Genomic DNA, 24239 nt, shown 5'->3' on the forward strand with positions numbered 1-24239 from the left:
GTTGCGCTCCCCGAGGGGGAGCGCAGCGAGAGGAGGTTACTGCGCCAGCCAGCGGGCGATCTGCTGCTGAATGCCCTCCGCGTCCAGCAGATAGTCATGACGCACTTCGTCCTGCGTCCCCTGCGGGATGAACTCATCAGGCAGACCGATGTTCAGCACCGGAACAGCCAGACGTTTCGCCATGACAAACTCATTGACGCCACTGCCGGCACCGCCTTTGATGGCGCCTTCTTCCAGCGTAATCAGCGAGTCGTGTGTGGCGGCGAGCTCGGCAATCAGCGCCTCATCCAGCGGCTTCACAAAGCGCATATCGACCAGAGTCGCATTCAGCGCTTCCGCCGTGGCGGCCGCTTCCGGCAACAGGGTGCCGAAGTTCAGAATCGCCAGCTTTTCACCCTGACGTTTCACTACGGCTTTACCCAGCGGCAGGCTCTGCAGCGGAGCCAGTGGCGTACCGACACCGGTGCCGCGCGGATAGCGCACTGCACTTGGACCATCCTGATAGTGATAGCCGGTGTAGAGCATCTGCCGACACTCATTTTCATCGCTGGGGGTCATGATCACCATATCCGGCACGCAGCGCAGATAGGCGAGATCAAACGCGCCCTGGTGAGTCTGACCATCCGCGCCAACAATACCACCGCGATCGATAGCAAACAGGACCGGCAGTTTCTGGATGGCGACGTCATGGATCAGCTGATCGTAGGCGCGCTGCAGGAAGGTGGAGTAGATAGCAACAATCGGTTTATAGCCGCCAATCGCCATACCGGCAGCGAAGGTCACGGCGTGCTGCTCGGCAATCGCCACATCGAAATATTGTTTCGGAAATTCGCGTGAGAAGGCCACCATGCCGGAGCCTTCGCGCATTGCTGGCGTAATCGCCATCAGTTTCGGATCGTCGGCGGCCATTTCGCACAGCCAGTTACCGAAGATTTTAGAGTAGCTCGGCAGGCCTTCCGCGCTTTTTGGCAGTTCGCCAATTGCAGGATCAAATTTAGGCACGGCGTGCCAGGCAATCGGATCTTCCTCTGCCGGGGCGTAGCCTTTACCTTTCTTCGTCATGATATGCAGGAACTGCGGCCCTTTCAGGCTGCGCATGTTGCTCAGCGTATTGACCAGCGTCAGCACATCGTGACCATCTACCGGGCCGATATAATTAAAGCCCAGCTCTTCAAACAGCGTACCCGGCACGACCATGCCTTTGAGATGCTCTTCGGTGCGCCTTACCAGCTCTTTGATCGGTGGCAGGCTGGTCAGCACACGCTTGCTGCCTTCGCGCAGTCGCGCATAGGTTTTACCCGACAGGATCTGCGCCAGACGGTTATTCAGCGCGCCGACGTTTTCGGAGATCGACATCTCGTTGTCGTTGAGGATCACCAGCATGTCCGGCTTAATATCACCGGCGTGGTTCATCGCCTCAAACGCCATGCCAGCGGTGATGGCGCCATCGCCAATAATACAGGCGGTGCGACGACCCTGACCTTCACGTTCTGCCGCCGCGGCCATGCCGAGACCGGCACTGATGGAGGTTGACGAGTGTCCGACGCTCAATACGTCATATTCACTTTCGCCGCGCCATGGAAACGGGTGTACGCCATTTTTCTGACGAATCGTACCGATGCGATCGCGGCGACCGGTCAGAATTTTATGGGGATAAGCCTGATGACCCACATCCCATACCAGATGGTCGAAGGGAGTGTTATAGACATAATGCAGCGCAACCGTCAGTTCGACCACGCCCAGACCCGACGCAAAATGGCCGCTGGAGCGGCTTACACTGTCTAACAGATACTGACGCAGTTCATCACAGAGCGCAGGCAACTTCTCTTTCGGCAGGGCGCGCAGCTCCTGAACCGTGTTTGCCAGCGCCAGTGTCGGGTATTTAGCAATATCAAAACTCATCAGAGACTCATTATGGAAGTTATTTGTCGCGTTCAATTATGAAGCTCGCCAGCGCCTGCAGTGCTGTAGTGTTATAAGAGTGCGCAGCGAGCATTTCTAACGTATCAAGTGCTTCCTGATACAAATCCCGCGCTTTAGCTTGGGCATTTTCAAGGCCTAACAGTGAAGGATAGGTGCTTTTTCCCAGATGCTGATCGGCACCCTGGCGTTTTCCTGTCACTGCTGTGTCACCGATCACATCCAGAATGTCGTCCTGCACCTGAAACGCGAGACCAATGGCCTCTGCATAGCGGTCGAGCAGCGGCAGGGCTTCCCGGCCAGCATCGCCCGCCGTTAAGGCGCCTAACCGTACCGCTGAACGGATCAGCGCGCCGGTTTTATGACGATGGATCTGCTCCAGCTGGTCCAGATCCACAGATTTACCTTCCGCCGCTAAATCAAGCGCCTGTCCGCCACACATGCCGGCCACGCCGCTGGCTTTCGCCAGTTCAGAGAGCATCATCAGACGATATTCAGCGCTGACACCGGGCATCGCCTGGTCGGCCAGAATTGAAAAGGCCAGTGTCTGCAGGGCGTCGCCCGCCAGAATCGCGGTATCTTCGCCATATTTAATGTGACAGGTTGGCTGCCCGCGACGCAGTGCATCATCGTCCATTGCGGGGAGATCGTCATGAATCAGAGAGTACGCATGAATGCATTCAACCGCGGCGGCGGGGGCATCCAGACTCGCCGGGTCGGCGTGGAGCATTTCGCCGGTAGCGTAGACCAGAAAAGGACGCAGGCGTTTACCGCCTAATAATGCCCCATAATGCATGGCATTCACCAGAGGAGAACTCTGAAAAGGAAGTGGCTCTATAAAACGCGTCAGCGCGGCATTAACCTGCTGCTGATACGCGTCGAGTAATCGGGCGAAATCCATTAGCTGTTTTCCGGCGTGAAAGCAGTGAGGTCGGCATCTTTATCATCGTTCAGCAGAATACGGACCCGCTGTTCAGCCTGCTGCAGCGTCTGCTGGCCAGTCCGCGCCAGCTGCACGCCTCGCTCAAATTCGTTCAGGGCTTCTTCCAGCGGCAGTTCACCACTTTCCAGACGGCTGACAATCTGCTCCAGCTGCTGCAATGACGTTTCAAAGCTGGCTGGCTGTTCGGCTTTTTTCGGCATATTTCGTGTCGACTCACGGTTGGGACATTATCTCGCAATCGGTCATGGTAGCTGAGACCCTATGATTAGCAAAATAATCAATGCGGCGGCTGATGAAGAAGCAGTCACCTGACAAAGGTGATATACTCCCGCGCCTCGGATGCGGTTGCGCCTTGCAGCCCGCAATTTTGTGATTTTACCAGCTAAGTGCTGCCTGTTTTAGCACTTATTTGCCCAACGAAGCTGTGTCGCCGCCATGAAGTTTATCATCAAGTTATTTCCTGAAATCACCATCAAGAGTCCGTCGGTGCGTTTGCGCTTTATCAAGATTCTTGCCAGCAATATCCGCAACGTCCTGAAAACCGTTAGCGACGAAATCGCCGTTGTGCGTCACTGGGATCACATTGAAGTGCGTTCGAAAAATCCGGTGCTGCGGGACATTATTCCCGATGAGCTGACGCGCATTCCGGGGATTCATCACGTTTTAGCGGTTGAAGATCGTGAGTACACCGATATTCATCACATCTTTGAACAGACTTTAGTGCAGTATCGCGACAGCCTTGAAGGGAAGAGCTTCTGCGTGCGTGTTAAGCGTCGTGGTAAGCATAGCTTCAGTTCACAGGATGTGGAGCGCTATGTTGGCGGTGGTCTGAATCAGCATATTGAAAGCGCCCGCGTACAGCTTAAAAACCCGGACATGACGGTGAATCTTGAAGTTGAAGAGAATCGTCTGACGCTGGTGACTGCGCGCTACGAAGGTCTGGGCGGTTTCCCGATCGGCACGCAGGAAGATGTGCTGTCGCTGATTTCCGGTGGCTTTGACTCCGGCGTCTCCAGCTATATGCTGCTGCGTCGCGGCAGTCGCGTACATTACTGCTTCTTTAATCTTGGCGGTGCCGCCCATGAGATTGGCGTCCGTCAGGTTGCGCACTATCTGTGGAATCGTTTTGGTCGTTCACACCGCGTGCGGTTCGTGGCGATCAATTTTGAGCCGGTAGTGGGTGAGATCCTCGAAAAAGTGGATGACGGTCAGATGGGCGTGGTGCTGAAGCGCATGATGGTGCGTGCCGCCTCGACGATTGCTGAGCGCTACGGCGTGCAGGCGCTGGTTACCGGTGAAGCGGTGGGTCAGGTGTCGAGCCAGACGCTGACCAACCTGCGCCTGATTGATAACGCCTCTGATACGCTGATTCTGCGTCCGCTGATCTCTCATGACAAAGAGCACATCATCAGGATTGCCCGTGAGATTGGCACCGAAGATTTCGCCAGCACCATGCCGGAATATTGCGGTGTGATCTCAAAAAGCCCGACCGTGAAAGCGGTGAAAGAGAAGATCGAGGCTGAAGAGCAGAATTTCGACTTCACGATTCTGGATCGGGTCATTGAAGAGGCGACCAACGTCGATATCCGTACCATCGCTGAGCAGACAGAAGAGGAGGTGGTTGAAGTTGAGACCGTCGCCATGCTGAGTGAGAACGACGTGGTGCTGGATATCCGCTCTATTGATGAGCAGGAAGAGAAGCCTCTGGCACTGAAAGCTACGGAAGTGAAATCGCTGCCGTTCTACAAACTCAGTACGCAGTTTGGCGATCTCGATCAGAACCGGACCTGGTTGCTCTACTGCGATCGTGGTGTGATGAGCCGTCTGCAGGCACTCTATCTGCATGAGCAGGGCTTTAAAAACGTGAAAGTCTACCGCCCGTAGTGATGCCTCAGAGCCAGTCAGCGCCTGTTCAGGTCTGACTGGCTGCATTGCCTTAAACAGATTGATCAACTCAGCGTGTTTACGCCTGATAGTCATAAATGCCGGGAGCCAGCACCAGCTGTGCGGCCACTTCGCGCGCCATCTCTTTTCCCACCAGCAGATCGATCAGCTTCAGCGCAAAATCCATTGCCGTGCCAGGCCCCTGGCTGGTCAGCAGATTGACGCGAGGATCCCAGACCACACGCCGCTCCATCCACTTGTCTGACGGAATGGTCTCTTTTAAGCCGGGAAAGCCAGTCATGTTACCGACCGGGAAGAGATCGTGGGGGATGAGTACCGTGCCTGCTGCTGCGCAGATAGCGGCGACGATCCTTTCATTGAGGTGAAACTGGCGTACTGTTTCGACTAACAGCGGACTGTCACGGAAGGTTTCGGCGCCTTTCAGGCCGCCGGGCAGGACGATGGCGGCGAAATCATTGTCGGCGACTTCAACCAGCGTCACGTCAGCCAGCAGACGAACACCGCGTGAGCAGACGATCTCCCGGTTGCCGTCGCTTTCGACGCTGGCGGTGACAACGTTCAGCCCGGCGCGTACCAGCAGGTCGATGGTGGTGACAGCTTCGGTTTCTTCACTGCCATGTGCCAGGCAAACCAGCACTGATGCGTTCGCGGTCATAATGGGACTCCTTGCGTTTTACAATGTCATACAGACGGGTATTCTCCGTCAGCACCAGGCCGTGCGTCCGGGCGCGGCGCAGCAGAAAACCGCTGATATAGTCGATTTCGGTGAGACGCTGGGCGCGTATGTCCTGCAGCATCGAAGAGGTGTTGGCCGCGGTGCTTTCAATCACGTCGAAGATGATGTCCTGCAGGCTTTCGCTGGCAACGTTCTGACCTTCGCGCTCCATGACCCAGCTGATCTCTTCGCACAGTTGCGCGATCTGCTCCGGATAAGCGCGCAGGGCACCGTTCTGGCACTCATACTCCACGCTAAGCGGATTGATGATGCAGTTCACTGCCAGCTTGCGCCAGCAGGCCGCCCGGATGTTGTCATGCCAGGCGACGTCAGGCAGGGCATGATGCAGGATGTCGGCGAGATCGCTGTAAGCGGCGCTTTTGCGGTTACCGGGGCCGATGTGGGTGATGCCACTGGCGATGTGTTTGATGACGGTGCCATCGCGCATCGCCGCATGGGTGGTTACCCCACGCAGCAGCGGCTGAGTCAGCCCTTTCAGCTCTTCCAGCGTCCCCATCCCATTGTGCAGCAGGAGCACCGGGCAGTTTTCTGGCAGCACGCTTTCCAGATTTTTCACCGCGGGCGAGACCTGCGGGGCTTTGAGCGTAACCAGCAGCAGCTGGCTTTCTGCCAGAAACAGCGGATCGTTGGCGATAAACGTGCGGTTCGAAATGTTACCCTGTGGATCAATCACATTGGCTGAACAGTAGGGCTGCGGCACCCGCAACCATCCCTGCACCTCATGTCCCTGGCGGGCAAGGGTTGTCATCCAGATCTGACCCAGAGCACCGCAACCTAACACGGTAATTTTCATGCTGCCTCCCGCTGGCGGGCTATCCATCTATTATTTACTGTCACACTGTCATTATAGCGTTGTGTGCAGCCTGATTTTATTTAGCACCTTAAGACGCGTATTATGCATGTCACTTTAGCGTCAGGAGAAGAAGAGATGCCATCTTTCGATATCGTTTCAGAAGTCGATCTGCAGGAAATTCGCAATGCGGTGGAAAATGCCAACCGTGAAGTGTCTACCCGCTTCGATTTCCGCAACGTGAGCGCCGAGTTTGAGCTCAACGAAAAGAATGAAACCATCAAAATCACCAGCGAGTCCGATTTTCAGGTTAAGCAGCTGGTGGATATTTTGCGTGAGAAGTTACTGAAGCGCGGGATTGAAGGCGGTGCTTTAGAGGTGCCGGAAGAGATTGAGCACAGCGGCAAAAGCTGGGCGGTCGATGCCAAACTGAAAAAAGGCATTGAAAGCGACGTGGCGAAGAAGCTGGTGAAGCTGATCAAAGACAGCAAGCTGAAAGTGCAGACCCAGATTCAGGGTGAAGCATTGCGTGTAACCGGCAAAGCGCGTGATGATTTGCAGGGTGCGATGGCAATCGTGCGCGGCAGCAATCTGGGGCAGCCATTCCAGTTTAAAAACTTCCGCGATTAAGCGGGGGCCGGCTGAATTTCAGCATGAATGCAGTGATAAAAACCCGGCTAAGGCCGGGTTTTTTGTTGTTGAGTTTGGGTGGGCTTCTGTCGCTTTAAACAAGTCGAAATTCTGGAGAGAGTTGGGAGCTGTAGGGCGTCTGTGCGATCGCGCGCTTGCTCAGGGAGCCTGTGCCTTTCGCAAAGACGCAAAAGCGCCATCCATGGCGGCTCAGCGCGGGCGATTACGCACCTCATCCCTGAGGTGCGCCCGTAGCCGGGCCAACGCGTTGCGTTGTTCAAAAACGCTCCCGGCGTTTTTGTCCCTGGCCCGCGATGCTTTGCTACAGGCACAGGCTCCCATCGCCTTGGATTTATGAGTTGTCTGTAAGAAGGCTTGTGCCGGGTTTGGCGCGGTTGAGCCTATGCTGGCCCCCTTGCTTTGAGTTTATAAGCTGTCTGAAACCAGAATTGAGTTGGATTTGAGTCTGTTAACAGATTCAAATCCTGGGGGAACTTAGCAGCAACTCAAAAGCTCAGGGGCGCAGGGAACACGGTCAGAGGAGGAAAGCGTCCCGCGCCAGGACGGCGCGGGCCGAGCGTGCCATGGATGGCGGCTTTTGCGACTTTCCGATCTGACCGTGTTCCCTGAGCCAGCTCGATCTCACAGCGAAATGGACTGATGTTGCTCACCCTATCAAGCTGGCTCTCTGGGCCTGCTTCCTAAGTCAGATCGATCTCACAGCTAACATGCCAAACCGGTTTTTTATCAGCAACTACCCAGCAGAGCTTCCAGCTCAGGGCGGCTGGTAACCTTGCTATCAATTTTGATATAGGCGCTTTTCTCTTCGGGCACGATAAACACAGAGTTAACGCCCGGCTGCGCTTTCAGGCGCTGCTCCAGATTCGGCACGGCCAATGCGGCATCACTCAGCACGATGCGCAGGCTGCTGACATAAGGCGGTTCCTGCATTGTCATGCTGACAAACAGCCAGGCTGCGGCCACCATCGCGCCAACCAGGAATACGGTCTGCGCATCGAAATGACCAAATACCCAGCCACCCATGCTGCCGCCAACGGCCACGCCCAGGAACTGGCTGGTGGAGTAAATCCCCATCGCCGTGCCTTTGTAGCCCGCAGGCGACTCTTTACTGATCAGCGAAGGCAGAATCGCTTCCATCAGGTTGAAGGCGAAGAAGAAGAGCTGAACACCCACCACCAGCGTCCAGAAATGTCCTTCCGCGCCCCACAATACGATCTCGGCAATGACAATCATCCCGACGCAGCCGACAAAGACACGCTTCATGCGGCGCTTCACTTCGGCATAAATGATAAAGGGTACTACGCCGGCAAAAGCGATTAGCATGGTGGAGAGATAGACTTTCCAGTGTTCGGGAGCCGGGAAGCCTGCCTGTTCAAACTGCCCCGGCAACGCGACAAAGCTCGACATCAGCAGGACGTGCAGGCAGAAAATACCGATATTGAGCTTCACCAGACGTGGGTTAGCCAGCACTTTGCGGAAGCTGCCTTTAACCATGCCTGATTCACGGTTCAGAACATGATGGGAGGCCGATGGCACCACCAGCAGAGTGATCACGATACCCAGCGACGCCAGAATCGCAATCATCCAGAACAGCGCATGCAGGCCCAGTGCGTGAGTAACAATCGGGCCGACCACCATGGCGATCGCGAAGGTAACGCCAAAACTGATGCCGATAAACGCCATCGCTTTGGTGCGGTTCTGCTCACGGGTTAAATCGGATAACAGCGCCATCACGGCAGCGGCAATCGCGCCTGAGCCCTGAAGTGCACGGCCCAGAATAATGCCCCAGATGGAGTCAGTGCAGGCAGCAATAATACTGCCCAGGACAAACAGCAACAGTCCGCCAACGATCAGCGGCTTACGCCCGATGCGATCGGAGAGCAGACCAAAAGGAATCTGAAATATCGCCTGGGCAAGGCCATAAATGCCGATTGCCAGGCCAATTAAGGTTTCACTCGCGCCCTGTAATGCCATGCCATAAGTGGTCAGTACCGGCAGGACCATAAACATTCCCAGCATGCGCAGGGAAAAGACCGTACCGAGGCCCCATGTGGCGCGCAGCTCCACCGGAGTCATTTTATTATCGTTCATTCCAACCTCTGTTAATGTGCTGCATTTATTCTAGGGGGCGGGGCAGGGCGGGTAAAACAATAGTTTTTAAGCAGTGGTAACAAAAAGAAAGGGCGCGAAAATCGCGCCCTTTTCATGCTGTATCGGTGCCGGTTACCAGACGTAAGTAAGCAGGTCCTTCGAGGCCGGAGCCATCGAATCCACCGACATCATCACGCTCAGTGCGGTGATGGTCACGATAGAGAAGACAAACAGTTTACGCGCCCAGACACGGTCATCAGCGGTTTTATAACCCGATAACGCCATGCCCAGCCACCAGACGCTGACCGCAGCAGCCACTACCAGATATTTGTAGCCCGCGTAGCCTCCCAGCGTCAGCATCAGCGTGGCAATCATAAACGCCAGGATATAGAGCGTAATATGATTTTTAGCCACGGAAATGCCTTTCACCACCGGCAGAACCGGGATGTTCGCTGCCTGGTAATCTTTAAAGCGGAAGATGGCAATCGCGTACGAATGCGGCATCTGCCACAGGCTAAAGATCGCCAGCAGGATTAATGCGCCAGCATCAAACTGGTTAGAGACCGCGCAGTAGCCGATAACCGGCGGCGCAGCACCCGACAGACTGCCAATCAGCGTACCGTAAACGGAATTACGCTTCATGTAGAGACTGTAGATGCCCACGTACACCACGAAGCCCATCACCGCCAGCCACATGGCCAGCGGATTAGCACCGAAGTAGAGCAACGCAAAGCCAGCAATACCCAGCACAGTGGCATAAACCAGGCTTACTTTCGCGGAGATGAGGCCTTTTACCAGCACCCGATTCCTGGTTCTCTCCATCTTGATGTCAATGTCGCGGTCGATCACGTTGTTAAACACACAACCCGATGCAACCACCAGTGACACGCCCACCAGGGTGATGAGAAACAGGGCGTAATCCGTGTTGCCTTTGGAAGCCAACAGAAATCCGCCGATCACAGAAATTAAATTCCCGAAAATAATTCCTGGTTTTGTAACTTGCAGGTATTGCTTAAACATTACGCGTGACTCTTTAGTGAGGCATCATGTTGTAGTTGAGGTTCCACATGATCCACAGTGAGCCTACTACGACAATCAGGATGATGATGGCCGAGAAGACAATGGCTACCATGTTCCAGCCACCCTCAGATTTGCTGTCTAAGTGCAGGAAGTAGACCAGGTGAACCAGCACCTGAATCACCGCACATACCAGAACAACACCAAGGATAGTACCGTGAGATGCACTGCCATCCATTACCATCCAGAACGGGATCGCCGTCAGGATGATAGAGAGGATGAAGCCGATCATGTAGGACTTCACGCTACCGTGTGAAGCGCCATGTTCGTTAACAGAATGACTCATTACATGGCTCCCATCAGGTAAACAACGGTGAAGACGCAAATCCAGACCACGTCCAGGAAGTGCCAGAACAGGCTCAGACACATGATACGAGTGCGGTTAGTCGCGTTCAGGCCACGTTTGGAAATCTGGAACATCAGAACCAGCATCCAGATCAGACCTGAGGTCACGTGCAGACCGTGGGTACCGACCAGCGTAAAGAAGCCAGACAGGAAGCCACTGCGATCCGGACCAAAGCCTTCAGCAATCAGATGATGGAATTCATAGATTTCCATTCCGATGAAGCCCAGACCGAACAGGAAGGTCAGCGCCAGCCAGCCGATAACGGCACCTTTTTGCTCCTTGTTCATGGAGATAACAGCCATGCCGTAAGTGATCGAACTCAACAGCAGCAGGGCGGTTTCTACCAGAACAAACGGCAGCTCAAAGATATCTTTACCTGACGGGCCACCGGCAGTGTTGTTGACCATGACAGCATAGGTCGCAAACAGGGTTGCGAAGATAATGCAGTCACTCATCAGGTAGATCCAGAAGCCAAAGACTTTATTGGCTCCTGCATCGTGATGCCCATGCTCCGCATGGGCGTCGTGGTGATGTTTAATCAGAGTTTCAGTTGACATTATTTCAGACCTGCTTTGCTGATTTCGTCAAAGTGCTGGTTCTCAATCTTCTGAACTTCGGCAACCGGAACATAGTAATCCACGTCTTCGTCGAAGCTCTTCACGATCCAGGAAACGATCATGCCGAGGAATGAAACACCCGCCAGCCACCAGATATGCCAGATCAGCGCGAAACCCATTACCGTTGCAAATGCGCAGATGATAATTGCGGCACCGCTGTTTTTCGGCATATGAATCTCTTCATAAGATTCCGGCTGTTTGTACGCTTCGCCTTTCTCTTTCATTTCCCAGAAAGCGTCACGCTCATGCACATGCGGGATGACAGCAAAGTTATAGAACGGTGGTGGTGAAGAGGTTGCCCACTCCAGCGTACGACCGCCCCATGGGTCACCCGTCACATCACGGTTCTGATCGCGGTCACGTACCGAGACGTAGAACATGGTCAGCTGACACAGAATACCCAGCGCAATCAGACCGGCACCGCCCGCAGCTACCACCAGTAAGGTGTGGAACTGTGGATCGATATCCTGGCTCAGACGACGCGTCATACCCATGAAGCCCAGTGCGTACAGCGGCATAAAGGCAACGAAGAAGCCAATGATCCAGAACCAGAATGCGCGCTTGCCCCAGGTTTCGTTCAGGGTGAAGCCAAATGCTTTCGGGAACCAGTAGGTCACGCCCGCCATACAACCGAACACCACACCACCGATGATAACGTTATGGAAGTGTGCAATCAGGAACAGGCTGTTGTGCAGAATAAAGTCAGCACCCGGAACGGCCAGCAGTACGCCGGTCATACCCCCTACAGAGAAGGTTACCAGGAAGCCAACGGTCCACAGCATGGCAGAGTGCATCTGAATGCGGCCCTGATACATGGTGAACAGCCAGTTAAAGATTTTAACCCCGGTCGGAATCGCGATGATCATCGTCATGATACCGAAGAAGGCGTTAACGTTGGCACCTGCACCCATGGTGAAGAAGTGGTGCAACCAGACGATAAACGACAGCACGGTAATGGCGATGGTCGCCCACACCAGTGAGGTATAACCAAACAGACGTTTTTTGGAGAAGGTCGCGGTAATTTCTGCGAACACACCAAACACCGGCAGTACCAGGATATACACTTCCGGATGGCCCCAGACCCAGATCAGGTTGACGTACATCATCATGTTCCCGCCCATTTCATTGGTGAAGAAATGGAAGCCGAGATAACGATCAAGGGTCAACAGCGCCAGGGTCACGGTCAGAACCGGGAACGCAGCGATGATCAGGACGTTGGTGCACAGCGCGGTCCAGGTAAATACCGGCATTTTGAACAGGCTCATGCCCGGTGCACGCATCTTCAGGATGGTCACGAAGAAGTTAATACCGGTTAAGGTCGTACCAATACCTGAAAGCTGAAGGCTCCAGATCCAGTAATCGACCCCGACCCCGGGACTGTACTCCGCGCCGGAAAGCGGCGGATAAGCCAGCCAGCCGGTCTGTGCGAACTCGCCCACACCCAGAGACAGGTTAACCAGGATCACACCGACCGCAGTAAACCAGAAGCTCAGGTTGTTCAGGAACGGGAACGCAACGTCACGTGCACCAATCTGCAACGGAACCGCGATGTTCATCAGGCCAACCACGAACGGCATCGCCACGAAGAAGATCATAATCACGCCATGCGCGGTAAAGATCTGGTCGTAGTGGTGCGGTGGCAGAATGCCCGCTTCACCGGCCGAAGCCATAACCTGCTGGGTACGCATCATAATGGCATCAGCGAAACCACGAATCAGCATGACGAACGCCATGATGATGTACATGATACCCAGGCGTTTGTGGTCGACTGACGTCAGCCATTCAGACCACAGATATTTCCACTTACCAAAATAGGTGAGGGCAGCAACCAGCGCTGCACCACCTATCAGGATAGCGGCAACCGTAACCATGATAATCGGCTCATGGTACGGCACTGCATCAAGTGTTAATTTTCCGAACATCGTATTATTCCTCGGCTCCCGCGGAAGCGGCGTGACTCATGTCCATACCTTCATGTTTTGGCATGTCCATTTTCCCGTGGCTCATCTTGAACTTGTCGATGACTTGCATGAACAGTTTCGGATCAGCTGAAGAGAAATATTCCACCGGGTGATTTTCGCTTGGCACAGCCACTTTCTCGAAATCATCCATAGTGTTCAGCGTGTTAGGGGCTGCTTTAACTTTAGCCACCCACTGCTGGAATTCCGCATCGTCTTTGGTTGCAATGGCTTTAAACTTCATGCCAGAGAAACCACGACCACTGAAGTTCGCAGAGATACCGTCGAAAATTCCCGGCTCATTTGCAATCAGATGCAGCTTGGTCTGCATACCAGCCATCGCATAAATCTGGCTGCCGAGCGTTGGGATGAAGAAAGAGTTCATGACGGAGTTAGACGTGATTTTGAAGTTCACCGGAGTATTTGCCGGGAAGGCAATCTGGTTCACGGTCGCAATACCCTGTTCCGGGTAAATGAACAACCATTTCCAGTCCAGTGCAACCACATCGATCTCAACCGGTTTCACATCAGATTGCAGCGGTTTGCTGGGCTCCAGTGCGTGGGTTGATTTCCAGGTCAGCACGCTGAGGAAGAGAATGATCAGGATCGGAATGGTCCAGACCACGGCTTCCACTTTGTTAGAGTGTGACCAGTTAGGGCTGTACTTCGCATTCGTGTTGGACGCCCGATATTTCCAGGCAAACACCACGGCCATCAGGACTGCGGGGATGACGACGATCAACATCAGGCCAAAGGCAGTCAGTATCAGCGAACGTTGCTCCAGTGCAATCTGTCCTTTGGGATTTAACAATGCACTATCGCAGCCACTCATTAATAAAGTGCCTGCAATTAATGACAAAATCCCCAAACTTTTATTGTATTTACTGAGTCTCATTTAACGACCTCAATGACAAAGGGCTCTATTGTCGTTTAAGTGTGCGCGCATTTTACGGGAAGGTTTATGCAGTGTAAACCAGCTTAAGGATGTGTCAGATACGTGTTGACACCTTTTGCTAAGGGTGTCACAGATGTTGCGCCAGGTGACAAATAATTAACGCAGACAAGCAGTTGGCATCAATATAACAAAAACCAATGGAAGTAACCGTAAAAAAATCAGGGAAAGGAATAACCCTTACTTTTAACTCCCAAATATTTAACAAGTCTGCATCATTTGCGCGATGAAATTTAACTAAAGTAATTGCTCACCGGTTTTTAGTATTTCCGCTACGCCTCCTCAGGTCATATTGTTATTTTTAAAAAATAACACGCGATGATAAATGGCGGCGACTTATCGGGGTGTCATAAAATAAGCCGCAGCCCGTAAACCTATCGATTTCACTTAAGCATCTGATGCAGGCAACGCAGGGGTTCTCTTCAGCGCCCGATAGTCCAGCAACACTCCCGAAAGCACCGCCAGCAGGGAGAGTGTCATTCCCAGCTCAAACAGCCGGGTAAGCAGCGGTGTCAGCGCCGTCACGCCCAACGCATTCAGTGCCAGAGCCACCAGCCAGAGCGCCAGCACGCCGCATCCGGCTGCAAACAGACGATTAGTCCAGCGATAGCCATGAGGATAGTAGCTACGTGTCAGAAAATTGCCACTTTCCTCGACCTGATTCAATGTTTGTCGGCAGAAAGCCAGCAGCACCAGGCCCGGCAGACCCGCCATCACCGTGAAAGCATAAAAGGTCGACCAGCCCCAGAGTTCCACCAGCCAGCCCGCCGCCGGGCCAACATAGACCCGACCAACCGCTGAGAGCGCCGACAACAGTGCGAACTGGGTAGCGGAGAACGACTTATTGCACAGCGTCATTAACAGCGCCACAAAGGCCGCGGTGCCCATGCCGCCACAGAGATTTTCAACAAAGACCGCACTGGCCATGCTCCACAACTGTTTATCGGTCACCGCCAGCAGCCAGTAACCAAAGTTCGAGACAGCCTGCAGCAGACCGAAAATCATTAGCGCCCGGAACAGGCTCAGACGCTGCATCAGTACGCCGCCATAGAGCGCGCCGATAATGGTCGCCAGCAGACCCAGCGTCTTGTTGACCAGACCGACGTCACCGGCGTTGAAGCCCACGCCGCGAATCAAAAAAGTGGTGGTCAGCGAGGCGGCAAACGCATCGCCCAGCTTGTAAAGAATAATCAGGGTAATCAGCAGCCAGGCGTTGTTGCGCTGAAAGAAATCTTTTAGCGGATCGACCACCGCCTGACGCAGTGAATGGGGTGTGGAGATACGGGTATCTGGCTCGCTCGCCACCAGCGTGGCGATAATGCCCGGCACCATCATCAGCGCCATCAGCCAGTAGGTTGCCTGCCAGCCGAGGTAGCGGTCAGCCAGCCACAACGCCAGCCCGCCGGAAATCAGCATTGCCAGTCGATACCCCAGCACGGTAATCGCCGCGCCGCTGCCACGCTCTTCAGGCGGCAGGATGTCCGTTTTCCATGCGTCAAAAACGATGTCCTGTGAGGCGGAGCAGAAGGCAATCAGCACGGCCAGCGCGGCCATCAGGGTAAGATCGCGTCCCGGTTGCAGAAATCCCATCGCGATTATCCCGCCAACCAGCGCCAGCTGACTGACCAGTAACCAGCCGCGACGCCGGCCCAGAAACGGCGGCGTATAGCGGTCCATCATCGGTGACCAGAGAAACTTAAAGACATAGGCCTGGCCGACCAGCGAAAAGAAGCCGATGGTTTTCAGGTCGACATTTTCCACCGTCATCCACGCCTGCAACGTGCCCGATGTCAGGGCCAGCGGCAGTCCGGAAGCAAAACCAAGAAGCAGCAATACGGCGGCGTTTTTCTGGCTGAAGAGGCGAAGATAGTGGTTCATGCGGATCCTGCAGATAACAAAAAGCCCTGCGCAAGGCAGGGCAGAGGAGAGACTGAATTAACGGGCGTTCTGCTTGATGAAGTCGTTGACGCTGGTGTCCTGAGCCATATCCGCGATCACATCGCTCATAGTGGCGTTCACCGCGTTGGTAATCTTCTGGTTATTGGCGTTGAACGCGCCTTCTACGCTGTAAGTCTGGCGGTAGTTTTTAACCTGTTTGTTGCCGTTTTTCGCTGTTGCGATAATAGAGATGTCCGCTTTGGTGGTGATGCTGTAGCGCACATTGCCCTGAGTGACGTCGGCATAGAGGTTGTTCACCACAATCTGCAGATCGACCGCGCCATTAGGACCAATCATATAGCCGCGTGCTGTCATCTGCTTCTCCAGCACTTCCTGCAGCAGGAAGCGTAGGTCACGCGACGACGTTAAGGTCACTAACTGACCATCACGGTTTACTTTTGCCAGCGCCTGATCTTTACGCTGGTCGGCACCGTTGATGCTGACAGTCACGCCCATCAGGCCTGGGTCCTGCTGTGGTAACTGAATTTTAGGCTGGATAGTCAGGGTATTATTGCTGGTTGCACAGCCGGCTAAAATGAACGCAGCCAACAGTGGGAATAACAGTTTTTTCAACATACTTTTTCTCGTTGGTGTCAGGGGGTTGGTTTGCAAAAACTGCGGTCATCATAGCATTGCCCGGCAGTGAAAAAAGCCCTGTTGCCGGGGAAATTGTGTCTGAAACCTTTTTAAGCCTCTTGTCTGACAGGTCGGTTTGCTGTTCGTTTCAGCTGCGTTATTATGCGTGCCGGAAGCGGCCTGACATAAAATGCAATATTTAGCGTGCGCTTGCGGGTAAGCGCACTAAAAGCGACTAAGATTGAATGAGATGGGGCACTGCGCTCGCCATTGAGGAGTAATAGCCATGATCCGCGAACAAATAGAAGAAAAGCTGCGTGTGGCGTTTCAGCCAGCTCATCTGGAAGTGCACGACGAAAGTTACCGGCACAATGTTCCTGCCGGATCGGAAAGTCACTTCAAAGTGGTCATCGTGAGCGACTGCTTTGCAGGCCAGCGCTTTCTGGCACGTCATCGCCTGATTTATGGCGAACTGGCCGCTGAGTTAGCGGGTAGCGTACATGCCTTAGCCCTTCATACTTACACCCTGAAAGAGTGGGAAGGATTGCAGGATACCGTACTGGCTTCGCCTAACTGTCGTGGTGCCGGAACACTCGCCTGATCTCCCTTCTCTGAAACGGCCTGCGGGCCGTTTTTTCTGTTATTTAGCGAAAAACGCGATCCCTGGCTCAAAAAAGCAGCAAACCTGCTGAAAAGTGGTGAGTTAGCATCCTCGACTCATTCCAGCGATGCCGCTATAATGCTGCGTCTATTTTTCCGGAATGTCTTCGGGACGCTTCTGGTAACAGGGATCAGGTTCTCTTCACGGAAGCCGTCCCGGTTGTTGGATACGGCGCATTTCACTATGTGTGGTGTCTGAAGTTGACCGAGCACGTGATTTTTTGAGGTAACAAGATGCAAGTTTCTGTAGAAACCACTCAGGGCCTGGGCCGTCGCATTACGATTACTGTCGCTGCTGACAGCATCGAAAGCGCTGTAAAAAAAGAACTGGTTGACGTTGCCAGGAAAGTTCGCATCGATGGTTTCCGTAAAGGCAAAGTGCCGATGAACATCGTGGCACAGCGTTACGGCGCTTCTGTCCGTCAGGACGTGCTGGGCGAGCTGATGACGCGCAACTTTGTTGACGCCATCATCAAAGAAAAAATTAATCCGGCTGGCGCACCGAACTACGTGCCAGGCGAATACAAAGAAGGTCAGGATTTCACCTACGCGGTTGAATTCGAAGTCTATCCGGAAGTTGAGCTGAAAGGCCTGGAAAACATCGAAGTCGAAAAACCTGTCGTTGAAGTAACTGATGCTGACGTTGATACCATGCTGGACACTCTGCGCAAACAGCAGGCCAACTGGATCGAAAGCGACGCTGCAGCAGGTCCGGAAGATCGTGCCACTATCGATTTCAACGGTTCTGTGGACGGTGAAGAGTTCGAAGGCGGCAAAGCCTCTGATTTCGTTCTGGCCATGGGCCAGGGCCGCATGATCCCAGGCTTTGAAGAAGGCGTTGTGGGTCACAAAGCGGGCGAAACTTTCACTATCGACGTGAAATTCCCGGACGACTACCACGCAGAAAACCTGAAAGGGAAAGATGCGAAGTTCGAGATCGTGCTGAAGAAAGTTGAAACGCGCGAACTGCCAGAGCTGACTGAAGAGTTCATCAAACGTTTCGGCGTTGAAGATGGTTCAGTTGCCGGTCTGCGTACTGAAGTGCGTAAGAACATGGATCGCGAGCTGAAAGGCGCTATCCGTAATCGCATCAAAACTCAGGCAATCGACGGTCTGGTTGAAGCGAACGAAATCGACGTGCCAGCTGCGCTGGTTGACAGCGAAATCGACGTTCTGCGTCGTCAGGCTGCACAGCGTTTCGGTGGCAACGAACAGCAGGCGCTGGAACTGCCACGCGAACTGTTCGAAGAGCAGGCTAAACGCCGTGTTGTTGTCGGTCTGCTGCTGGGCGAAGTGATTCGTACCCACGAGCTGAAAGCTGACGAAGCGCGCGTAAGCACCATGATCGAAGAGATGGCTTCTGCGTATGAAGATCCGCAGGAAGTGATCGAGTTCTACAGCAAGAATAATGAGCTGATGAACAATATGCGCAACGTTGCGCTGGAAGAGCAAGCGGTTGAAGCGGTCCTGGCGAAAGCTAAAGTGACCGAGAAAGAGACCAACTTCCAGGATCTGATGAATCAGACCGCTCAGGCCTGATCGCGCATTTAACCGTCTGTGCTAAGCCCGTGACTGAAAAGTCGCGGGCTTTTTTGTGTTTTGCGTCCGGATAGCCACTCTTCGCCGCTATTTGTTTAATAAACAGGCGAATTATTCACGCATCGCTTTTTCCGGGTTAGCGAACAGGGAAAAGATTGTTATGCTTGAAACATGCGTGCAGCATCCCCAGATACAGGGAGTATGCAGAAATAAGAGTGAGGCTGGCTGATTAACCGTCCTGAAGGTGTCGGAAAAAGGCGCGGCGTGGAGTTTCCCGCGCGTCTTACGTAGAATCGGTACAGAATGTTGCCAATGAAATTTATCCAGGAGACGGTAATGTCATACAGTGGCGATCGTGAATATACAGCACCGCACAATGCGCTGGTGCCAATGGTAGTTGAACAAACTTCGCGTGGTGAGCGTTCTTACGACATCTACTCCCGTCTGCTTAAAGAGCGCGTCATTTTTCTGACTGGCCAGGTCGAAGACCACATGGCTAATCTGATTGTGGCGCAGATGCTGTTTCTGGAAGCTGAAAACCCGGAAAAAGATATCTATCTCTACATTAACTCGCCAGGCGGTGTCATCACGGCCGGTATGTCGATCTACGACACCATGAAATTTATCAAACCGGATGTCAGCACTATCTGTATGGGACAGGCCTGTTCTATGGGCGCTTTCCTGCTGACGGCGGGGACCAAAGGCAAACGTTTCTGTCTGCCAAACTCACGTGTGATGATCCACCAGCCGCTGGGCGGTTATCAGGGTCAGGCGTCAGACATCGAGATCCACGCGCGCGAAATCCTTAAAGTTAAGCAGCGTATGAATGAGCTGATGGCTGAGCACACCGGTAAAACGCTGGAAGAAATTGAGCGTGACACCGAGCGTGACCGTTTCCTCTCTGCAAATGAAGCGGTAGAGTATGGATTAGTCGATTCAATTCTGACGCATCGCCAATAAGACCCGACTTACCGTTGTCCCTGGTCTATAGTTAACAGGACAACGGTACTATTATGGGTTGAATGAATTTCGGCCGTCTCTGCACGGCCTGAGCCGTACGCGGGTATGGCCTGAGAACAAGAAGAGGTTAACTGATGACAGATAAGCGCAAAGACGGTTCAGGAAAGTTGCTGTACTGCTCTTTTTGCGGCAAAAGCCAGCATGAAGTGCGAAAGCTGATTGCCGGGCCGTCAGTGTATATCTGCGATGAGTGTGTTGACCTGTGCAACGACATCATTCGCGAAGAGATTAAGGAAGTTGCCCCGCATCGTGAACGTAGTGCGTTGCCAACCCCACATGAAATTCGCCATCACCTCGATGATTATGTCATCGGTCAGGAAAGAGCGAAGAAAGTGCTGGCGGTTGCGGTTTACAACCACTACAAGCGTCTGCGCAACGGCGATACCAGCAATGGTATCGAGCTGGGCAAAAGCAACATTCTGCTGATTGGCCCGACCGGTAGTGGTAAAACGCTGCTGGCAGAAACGCTGGCACGCCTGCTGGATGTGCCGTTTACCATGGCTGATGCCACCACGCTGACTGAAGCCGGTTACGTGGGTGAAGATGTTGAAAACATCATCCAGAAACTGCTGCAGAAATGCGACTACGACGTACAGAAAGCACAGCGCGGCATCGTTTACATCGATGAAATCGACAAAATCTCACGTAAGTCTGATAACCCGTCGATTACCCGTGACGTGTCAGGCGAAGGCGTACAGCAGGCACTGCTTAAACTGATTGAAGGCACCGTGGCTGCCGTTCCCCCGCAGGGTGGACGTAAGCATCCGCAGCAGGAATTTTTGCAGGTTGATACCTCTAAAATTCTGTTTATCTGCGGCGGCGCATTTGCCGGCCTGGACAAAGTGATCGCCCAGCGTGTTGAAACCGGATCCGGTATCGGCTTCGGCGCGACCGTGAAAGGGAAATCGCAGAAAGCCAGCGAAGGCGAACTGCTTGCGCAGTGTGAACCAGAAGATTTGATCAAATTTGGTCTGATCCCTGAGTTCATCGGTCGTCTGCCTGTTGTTGCTACCCTGAGCGAGCTGAGCGAAGAAGCGCTGATTCAGATTCTGCGTGAGCCTAAGAACGCCCTGACTAAACAGTACCAGGCGCTGTTTAACCTGGAAGGCGTTGAGCTGGAGTTCCGTGACGAGGCGTTAACCGCCATTGCTAAGAAAGCGATGTCACGTAAAACCGGTGCACGTGGTCTGCGTTCAATTGTAGAAGGCGCGTTACTGGAAACGATGTATGACCTGCCTTCCATGGACGACGTGGAAAAAGTAGTGATTGATGAATCAGTTATTGAAGGTCAGTCTGAGCCCATGTTGATCTACGGTAAGCATGAAGCCCAGGCATCTGGCGAATAATTAAACAGATCGTCCATCCTGTAGTAATAAAAAAGGGGAAAATGTTTCCCCTTTTGCTTTTCTCGCCTCTGTGACGTTGAATGTCGGACAATCATACCCATATACTCAGATACCTGTGGGTTTAACTGCATACCTGCCTGATGCGGTTCCCATCACCTGGCGGACATTAAACAAAGAGAGAGCTCTATGAATCCTGAGCGTTCTGAACGCATTGAAATCCCCGTGTTGCCGCTGCGCGACGTGGTGGTTTATCCGCACATGGTAATTCCGTTGTTTGTTGGCCGGGAAAAATCAATTCGGTGCCTTGAAGCCGCAATGGATCATGATAAAAAAATCATGCTGGTCGCACAGAAAGAGGCTTCAACGGATGAACCTGGCATTAACGATCTCTTCTCAGTAGGGACCGTTGCATCAGTATTACAAATGCTGAAACTGCCGGATGGCACCGTCAAAGTCCTGGTCGAAGGTTTACAGCGCGCCCACATTACGACGCTGGCCGATAACGGTGACCATTTTGTGGCACAAGCTGAATATCTGGTTTCGCCAGAGATCGAAGAGCGCGAGCAGGAAGTGCTGGTGCGCACGGCGATCAATCAGTTTGAAGGCTACATCAAACTCAACAAAAAGATCCCACCCGAGGTTTTAACCTCGCTGAACAACATTGACGATGCGGCCCGCCTTGCCGACACCGTCGCAGCACATATGCCACTGAAGCTGGCAGACAAACAGTCTGTGCTGGAGATGTCCGACGTCAACGAACGTCTGGAATATCTGATGGCGATGATGGAATCTGAAATCGATCTGCTGCAGGTTGAGAAGCGCATTCGCAACCGTGTTAAGAAGCAGATGGAGAAGAGCCAGCGCGAGTACTATCTGAATGAGCAGATGAAGGCGATTCAGAAAGAGCTGGGCGAGATGGACGACGCGCCCGACGAGTACGAAGCGTTAAAACGCAAAATCGATGCGGCAAAAATGCCGGAAGAAGCGCGCGAGAAAGCGGAAGCTGAGCTGCAGAAGCTGAAGATGATGTCCCCGATGTCCGCTGAAGCGACCGTGGTTCGCGGCTATATCGACTGGATGGTGCAGGTTCCGTGGAACGCGCGCAGCAAAGTGAAGAAAGATCTGCGTAAAGCGCAGGAGACGCTGGATACCGACCATTACGGGCTGGAGCGCGTGAAGGATCGTATTCTTGAGTATCTTGCGGTTCAGAGTCGCGTCAGCAAAATCAAAGGGCCGATTCTGTGCCTGGTGGGACCGCCAGGGGTAGGTAAAACCTCTCTCGGTCAGTCGATCGCCAAAGCGACCGGACGCAAATATGTGCGTATGGCGCTGGGTGGCGTGCGTGATGAAGCTGAAATCCGCGGTCACCGTCGTACTTACATCGGCTCTATGCCGGGTAAATTAATCCAGAAAATGGCGAAAGTTGGGGTTAAAAACCCACTGTTCCTGCTGGATGAAATCGACAAAATGTCCTCTGACATGCGTGGCGATCCGGCTTCAGCGCTGCTGGAAGTGCTTGATCCTGAGCAGAACATTGCGTTCAACGACCATTATCTGGAAGTCGACTATGACCTTTCTGATGTGATGTTCGTTGCTACATCGAACTCAATGAACATCCCGGCACCGCTGCTGGACCGTATGGAAGTGATTCGTCTGTCGGGTTACACCGAAGATGAAAAACTGAACATCGCTAAGCAGCATCTGCTGACCAAGCAGATTGAGCGCAACGCCCTGAAAGCCAATGAAATTACGGTTGAAGACAGCGCGATTGTGGGCATTATCCGTTACTACACCCGTGAAGCCGGTGTGCGTAGCCTTGAGCGTGAGCTGTCGAAATTGTGCCGTAAAGCGGTGAAATCACTGCTGATGGACAAGACGAAAAAGCACATCACCATCAATGGCGAAAACCTCAAGGATTTCCTGGGCGTTCAGCGCTTCGACTACGGTCGTGCGGACAGCGAAAACCGTGTGGGTCAGGTAACGGGTCTGGCATGGACCGAAGTGGGTGGCGATCTGCTGACCATCGAAACCGCCTGCGTACCAGGTAAAGGCAAGCTGACTTACACCGGTTCTCTGGGTGAAGTGATGCAGGAGTCGATTCAGGCTGCGCTGACCGTGGTGCGTGCCCGTGCCGAGAAGCTGGGCATCAATGGTGACTTCTACGAAAAACGTGATATTCACGTTCACGTCCCTGAAGGCGCTACGCCGAAAGATGGTCCAAGTGCCGGTATCGCCATGTGTACTGCGCTGGTCTCCTGTCTGACCGGTAACCCGGTGCGGGCGGATGTGGCGATGACCGGTGAGATCACCCTGCGTGGTCAGGTGTTGCCAATTGGCGGGCTGAAAGAGAAACTGCTGGCAGCGCACCGTGGTGGCATTAAAACCGTGCTGATCCCTGACGACAACAAGCGCGACCTGGAAGAGATTCCACAGAACGTGATTGCCGATCTGGAGATTCATCCGGTGAAACGCATTGAAGAGGTGCTGAATCTGGCACTGGAAAATGCGCCATACGGTATGCAGGTTGTAACAGCAAAATAGTGATTAACGGCAAAAACCGTTAAAAAGCGGAGCTGGCAAGGCAATTGGCGCTTGCCAGCTTTTTTTTGTGCCGTTAATTTAGGTGGCTGCCGACGCGACGTTCTCAGAGAAATTCCGTTGTTTCGGCTCCACAGGCTTGATATAACTTGCTGCGCGTTCGCACCCTGCCGGATGCAGGGTACGATGTGAAATAATAAAAGAGGGGATGAAGAGAGTGAATAAGTCACAATTGATCGACAAAATTGCTGCCGATGCTGATATTTCTAAAGCTGCAGCGGGACGTGTTTTAGATGCATTTATGGGCTCAGTTTCAGATGCGCTGAAAGACGGTGATGAAGTGGCTCTGGTAGGTTTCGGCACATTCTCTGTGCGTGACCGCGCTGCACGTACCGGCCGCAACCCGCAAACCGGTAAAGAGATCACCATCCCGGCCGGTAAAGTACCAGGCTTCCGTGCTGGTAAAGCATTGAAAGACGCTGTCAATTAATAACAACGAATAGATTCATTGACGCATTTTCTTCAGTGGATTAGAGGACGATTAACCCGTTCTCATGTAACATACGGGCACATCAATCAGATGTGCCTTTTTTGTTTTAACCGGTGAGAATCGGGCCGTAAGATGGACCTGGACCG

At 53.3% G+C, this 24239-nt stretch carries 21 protein-coding genes; 8 read left to right on the top strand and 13 right to left on the bottom strand.

All coding sequences use genetic code 11. The features are described 5' to 3' along the window. Nucleotides 1-36: 36 nt before the first annotated feature. From dxs to xseB, 3 genes are read right to left on the bottom strand one after another with little or no spacing between them, the layout of a single operon-like run. Nucleotides 37-1902 (bottom strand): 1-deoxy-D-xylulose-5-phosphate synthase, encoded by a 1866-nt coding sequence (dxs, locus tag LC417_RS05685; protein WP_010671199.1) that lies wholly within the window; start codon nucleotides 1900-1902, stop codon nucleotides 37-39. A 19-nt stretch (nucleotides 1903-1921) separates the two neighbouring features. Continuing rightward, nucleotides 1922-2821 (bottom strand): (2E,6E)-farnesyl diphosphate synthase, encoded by a 900-nt coding sequence (gene ispA / locus LC417_RS05690; protein ID WP_064689919.1) that lies wholly within the window; start codon nucleotides 2819-2821, stop codon nucleotides 1922-1924. Next, nucleotides 2821-3063, bottom strand: coding sequence for an exodeoxyribonuclease VII small subunit (gene xseB, locus LC417_RS05695; RefSeq protein WP_010255382.1), 243 nt, complete (start codon nucleotides 3061-3063; stop codon nucleotides 2821-2823). The genes ispA and xseB overlap by 1 nt, the downstream gene beginning before the upstream one ends. Before the next feature lie 235 nt (nucleotides 3064-3298). On the opposite strand from xseB, the gene thiI reads away from it, so the two are divergent. Continuing rightward, nucleotides 3299-4747, top strand: a complete 1449-nt coding sequence (gene thiI / locus LC417_RS05700; protein ID WP_223565596.1) for a tRNA uracil 4-sulfurtransferase ThiI — start codon at nucleotides 3299-3301, stop codon at nucleotides 4745-4747. A 79-nt stretch (nucleotides 4748-4826) separates the two neighbouring features. On the opposite strand, the gene yajL is transcribed toward thiI, so the two are convergent. Both yajL and panE read right to left on the bottom strand, forming a co-directional pair. Beyond that, nucleotides 4827-5423: a protein deglycase YajL gene (gene yajL / locus LC417_RS05705; RefSeq protein ID WP_010671202.1), complete on the bottom strand. Its 597-nt coding sequence runs from the start codon at nucleotides 5421-5423 to the stop codon at nucleotides 4827-4829. Next, nucleotides 5377-6297 carry a 2-dehydropantoate 2-reductase gene (gene panE / locus LC417_RS05710; protein ID WP_033756769.1) on the bottom strand — a complete coding sequence of 307 codons (921 nt, stop codon included), beginning with the start codon at nucleotides 6295-6297 and terminating at the stop codon, nucleotides 5377-5379. The genes yajL and panE overlap by 47 nt, the downstream gene beginning before the upstream one ends. Before the next feature lie 135 nt (nucleotides 6298-6432). Here panE and LC417_RS05715 point away from each other — a divergent pair, with 135 nt between their 5' ends. Then, on the top strand, nucleotides 6433-6924 hold the full coding sequence (locus LC417_RS05715; RefSeq protein WP_003852530.1) for a YajQ family cyclic di-GMP-binding protein: 492 nt from the start codon (nucleotides 6433-6435) through the stop codon (nucleotides 6922-6924). A 747-nt stretch (nucleotides 6925-7671) separates the two neighbouring features. On the opposite strand, the gene LC417_RS05720 is transcribed toward LC417_RS05715, so the two are convergent. From LC417_RS05720 to LC417_RS05755, 8 genes are all read right to left on the bottom strand, one after another. Then, nucleotides 7672-9036, bottom strand: coding sequence for an MFS transporter (locus tag LC417_RS05720; RefSeq protein WP_010255391.1), 1365 nt, complete (start codon nucleotides 9034-9036; stop codon nucleotides 7672-7674). A gap of 132 nt (nucleotides 9037-9168) precedes the next feature. After that, the gene (cyoE, locus tag LC417_RS05725; RefSeq protein WP_010255394.1) at nucleotides 9169-10056 is read right to left on the bottom strand and encodes a heme o synthase; all 888 of its coding nucleotides are present in this window, start codon (nucleotides 10054-10056) and stop codon (nucleotides 9169-9171) included. Between the two features lie 13 nt (nucleotides 10057-10069). Beyond that, complete coding sequence (locus LC417_RS05730) at nucleotides 10070-10399, bottom strand: cytochrome o ubiquinol oxidase subunit IV (RefSeq protein ID WP_008924889.1); 330 nt, start codon at nucleotides 10397-10399, stop codon at nucleotides 10070-10072. After that, nucleotides 10399-11016 (bottom strand): cytochrome o ubiquinol oxidase subunit III, encoded by a 618-nt coding sequence (locus tag LC417_RS05735; protein ID WP_223565597.1) that lies wholly within the window; start codon nucleotides 11014-11016, stop codon nucleotides 10399-10401. The genes LC417_RS05730 and LC417_RS05735 overlap by 1 nt, the downstream gene beginning before the upstream one ends. Then, nucleotides 11016-12998 (bottom strand): cytochrome o ubiquinol oxidase subunit I, encoded by a 1983-nt coding sequence (cyoB, locus tag LC417_RS05740; RefSeq protein ID WP_010255400.1) that lies wholly within the window; start codon nucleotides 12996-12998, stop codon nucleotides 11016-11018. The genes LC417_RS05735 and cyoB overlap by 1 nt, the downstream gene beginning before the upstream one ends. Before the next feature lie 4 nt (nucleotides 12999-13002). Then, complete coding sequence (gene cyoA / locus LC417_RS05745; protein WP_010255402.1) at nucleotides 13003-13929, bottom strand: cytochrome o ubiquinol oxidase subunit II; 927 nt, start codon at nucleotides 13927-13929, stop codon at nucleotides 13003-13005. A 444-nt stretch (nucleotides 13930-14373) separates the two neighbouring features. Further along, entirely contained in the window at nucleotides 14374-15864 is a 1491-nt protein-coding gene (ampG, locus tag LC417_RS05750) for a muropeptide MFS transporter AmpG (RefSeq protein ID WP_187515222.1), read from the bottom strand. A gap of 57 nt (nucleotides 15865-15921) precedes the next feature. Continuing rightward, the gene (locus LC417_RS05755) at nucleotides 15922-16500 is read right to left on the bottom strand and encodes a lipoprotein (RefSeq protein ID WP_010255406.1); all 579 of its coding nucleotides are present in this window, start codon (nucleotides 16498-16500) and stop codon (nucleotides 15922-15924) included. Between the two features lie 286 nt (nucleotides 16501-16786). Here LC417_RS05755 and bolA point away from each other — a divergent pair, with 286 nt between their 5' ends. The 6 genes from bolA (at nucleotide 16787) to hupB (ending at nucleotide 24093) form a co-directional block, all read left to right on the top strand. Beyond that, nucleotides 16787-17101, top strand: coding sequence for a transcriptional regulator BolA (bolA, locus tag LC417_RS05760; protein WP_008924895.1), 315 nt, complete (start codon nucleotides 16787-16789; stop codon nucleotides 17099-17101). Between the two features lie 293 nt (nucleotides 17102-17394). Continuing rightward, nucleotides 17395-18699: a trigger factor gene (tig, locus tag LC417_RS05765; RefSeq protein WP_010255408.1), complete on the top strand. Its 1305-nt coding sequence runs from the start codon at nucleotides 17395-17397 to the stop codon at nucleotides 18697-18699. 336 nt (nucleotides 18700-19035) lie between these two features. After that, a complete protein-coding gene (gene clpP, locus LC417_RS05770) occupies nucleotides 19036-19659 on the top strand; it encodes an ATP-dependent Clp endopeptidase proteolytic subunit ClpP (protein ID WP_010255410.1) in 624 nt (207 codons plus the stop codon). Nucleotides 19660-19793: 134 nt separating this feature from the next. After that, nucleotides 19794-21065 (top strand): ATP-dependent protease ATP-binding subunit ClpX, encoded by a 1272-nt coding sequence (gene clpX, locus LC417_RS05775; protein WP_010671205.1) that lies wholly within the window; start codon nucleotides 19794-19796, stop codon nucleotides 21063-21065. Nucleotides 21066-21251: 186 nt separating this feature from the next. Then, nucleotides 21252-23606, top strand: coding sequence for an endopeptidase La (lon, locus tag LC417_RS05780; protein WP_010255415.1), 2355 nt, complete (start codon nucleotides 21252-21254; stop codon nucleotides 23604-23606). Between the two features lie 214 nt (nucleotides 23607-23820). Beyond that, nucleotides 23821-24093, top strand: coding sequence for a nucleoid-associated protein HU-beta (gene hupB, locus LC417_RS05785; RefSeq protein ID WP_009091701.1), 273 nt, complete (start codon nucleotides 23821-23823; stop codon nucleotides 24091-24093). Nucleotides 24094-24239: the final 146 nt, after the last annotated feature.

This window comes from Pantoea sp. OVA07A, from assembly GCF_019969975.1.
GTDB lineage: Bacteria > Pseudomonadota > Gammaproteobacteria > Enterobacterales > Enterobacteriaceae > Pantoea > Pantoea agglomerans.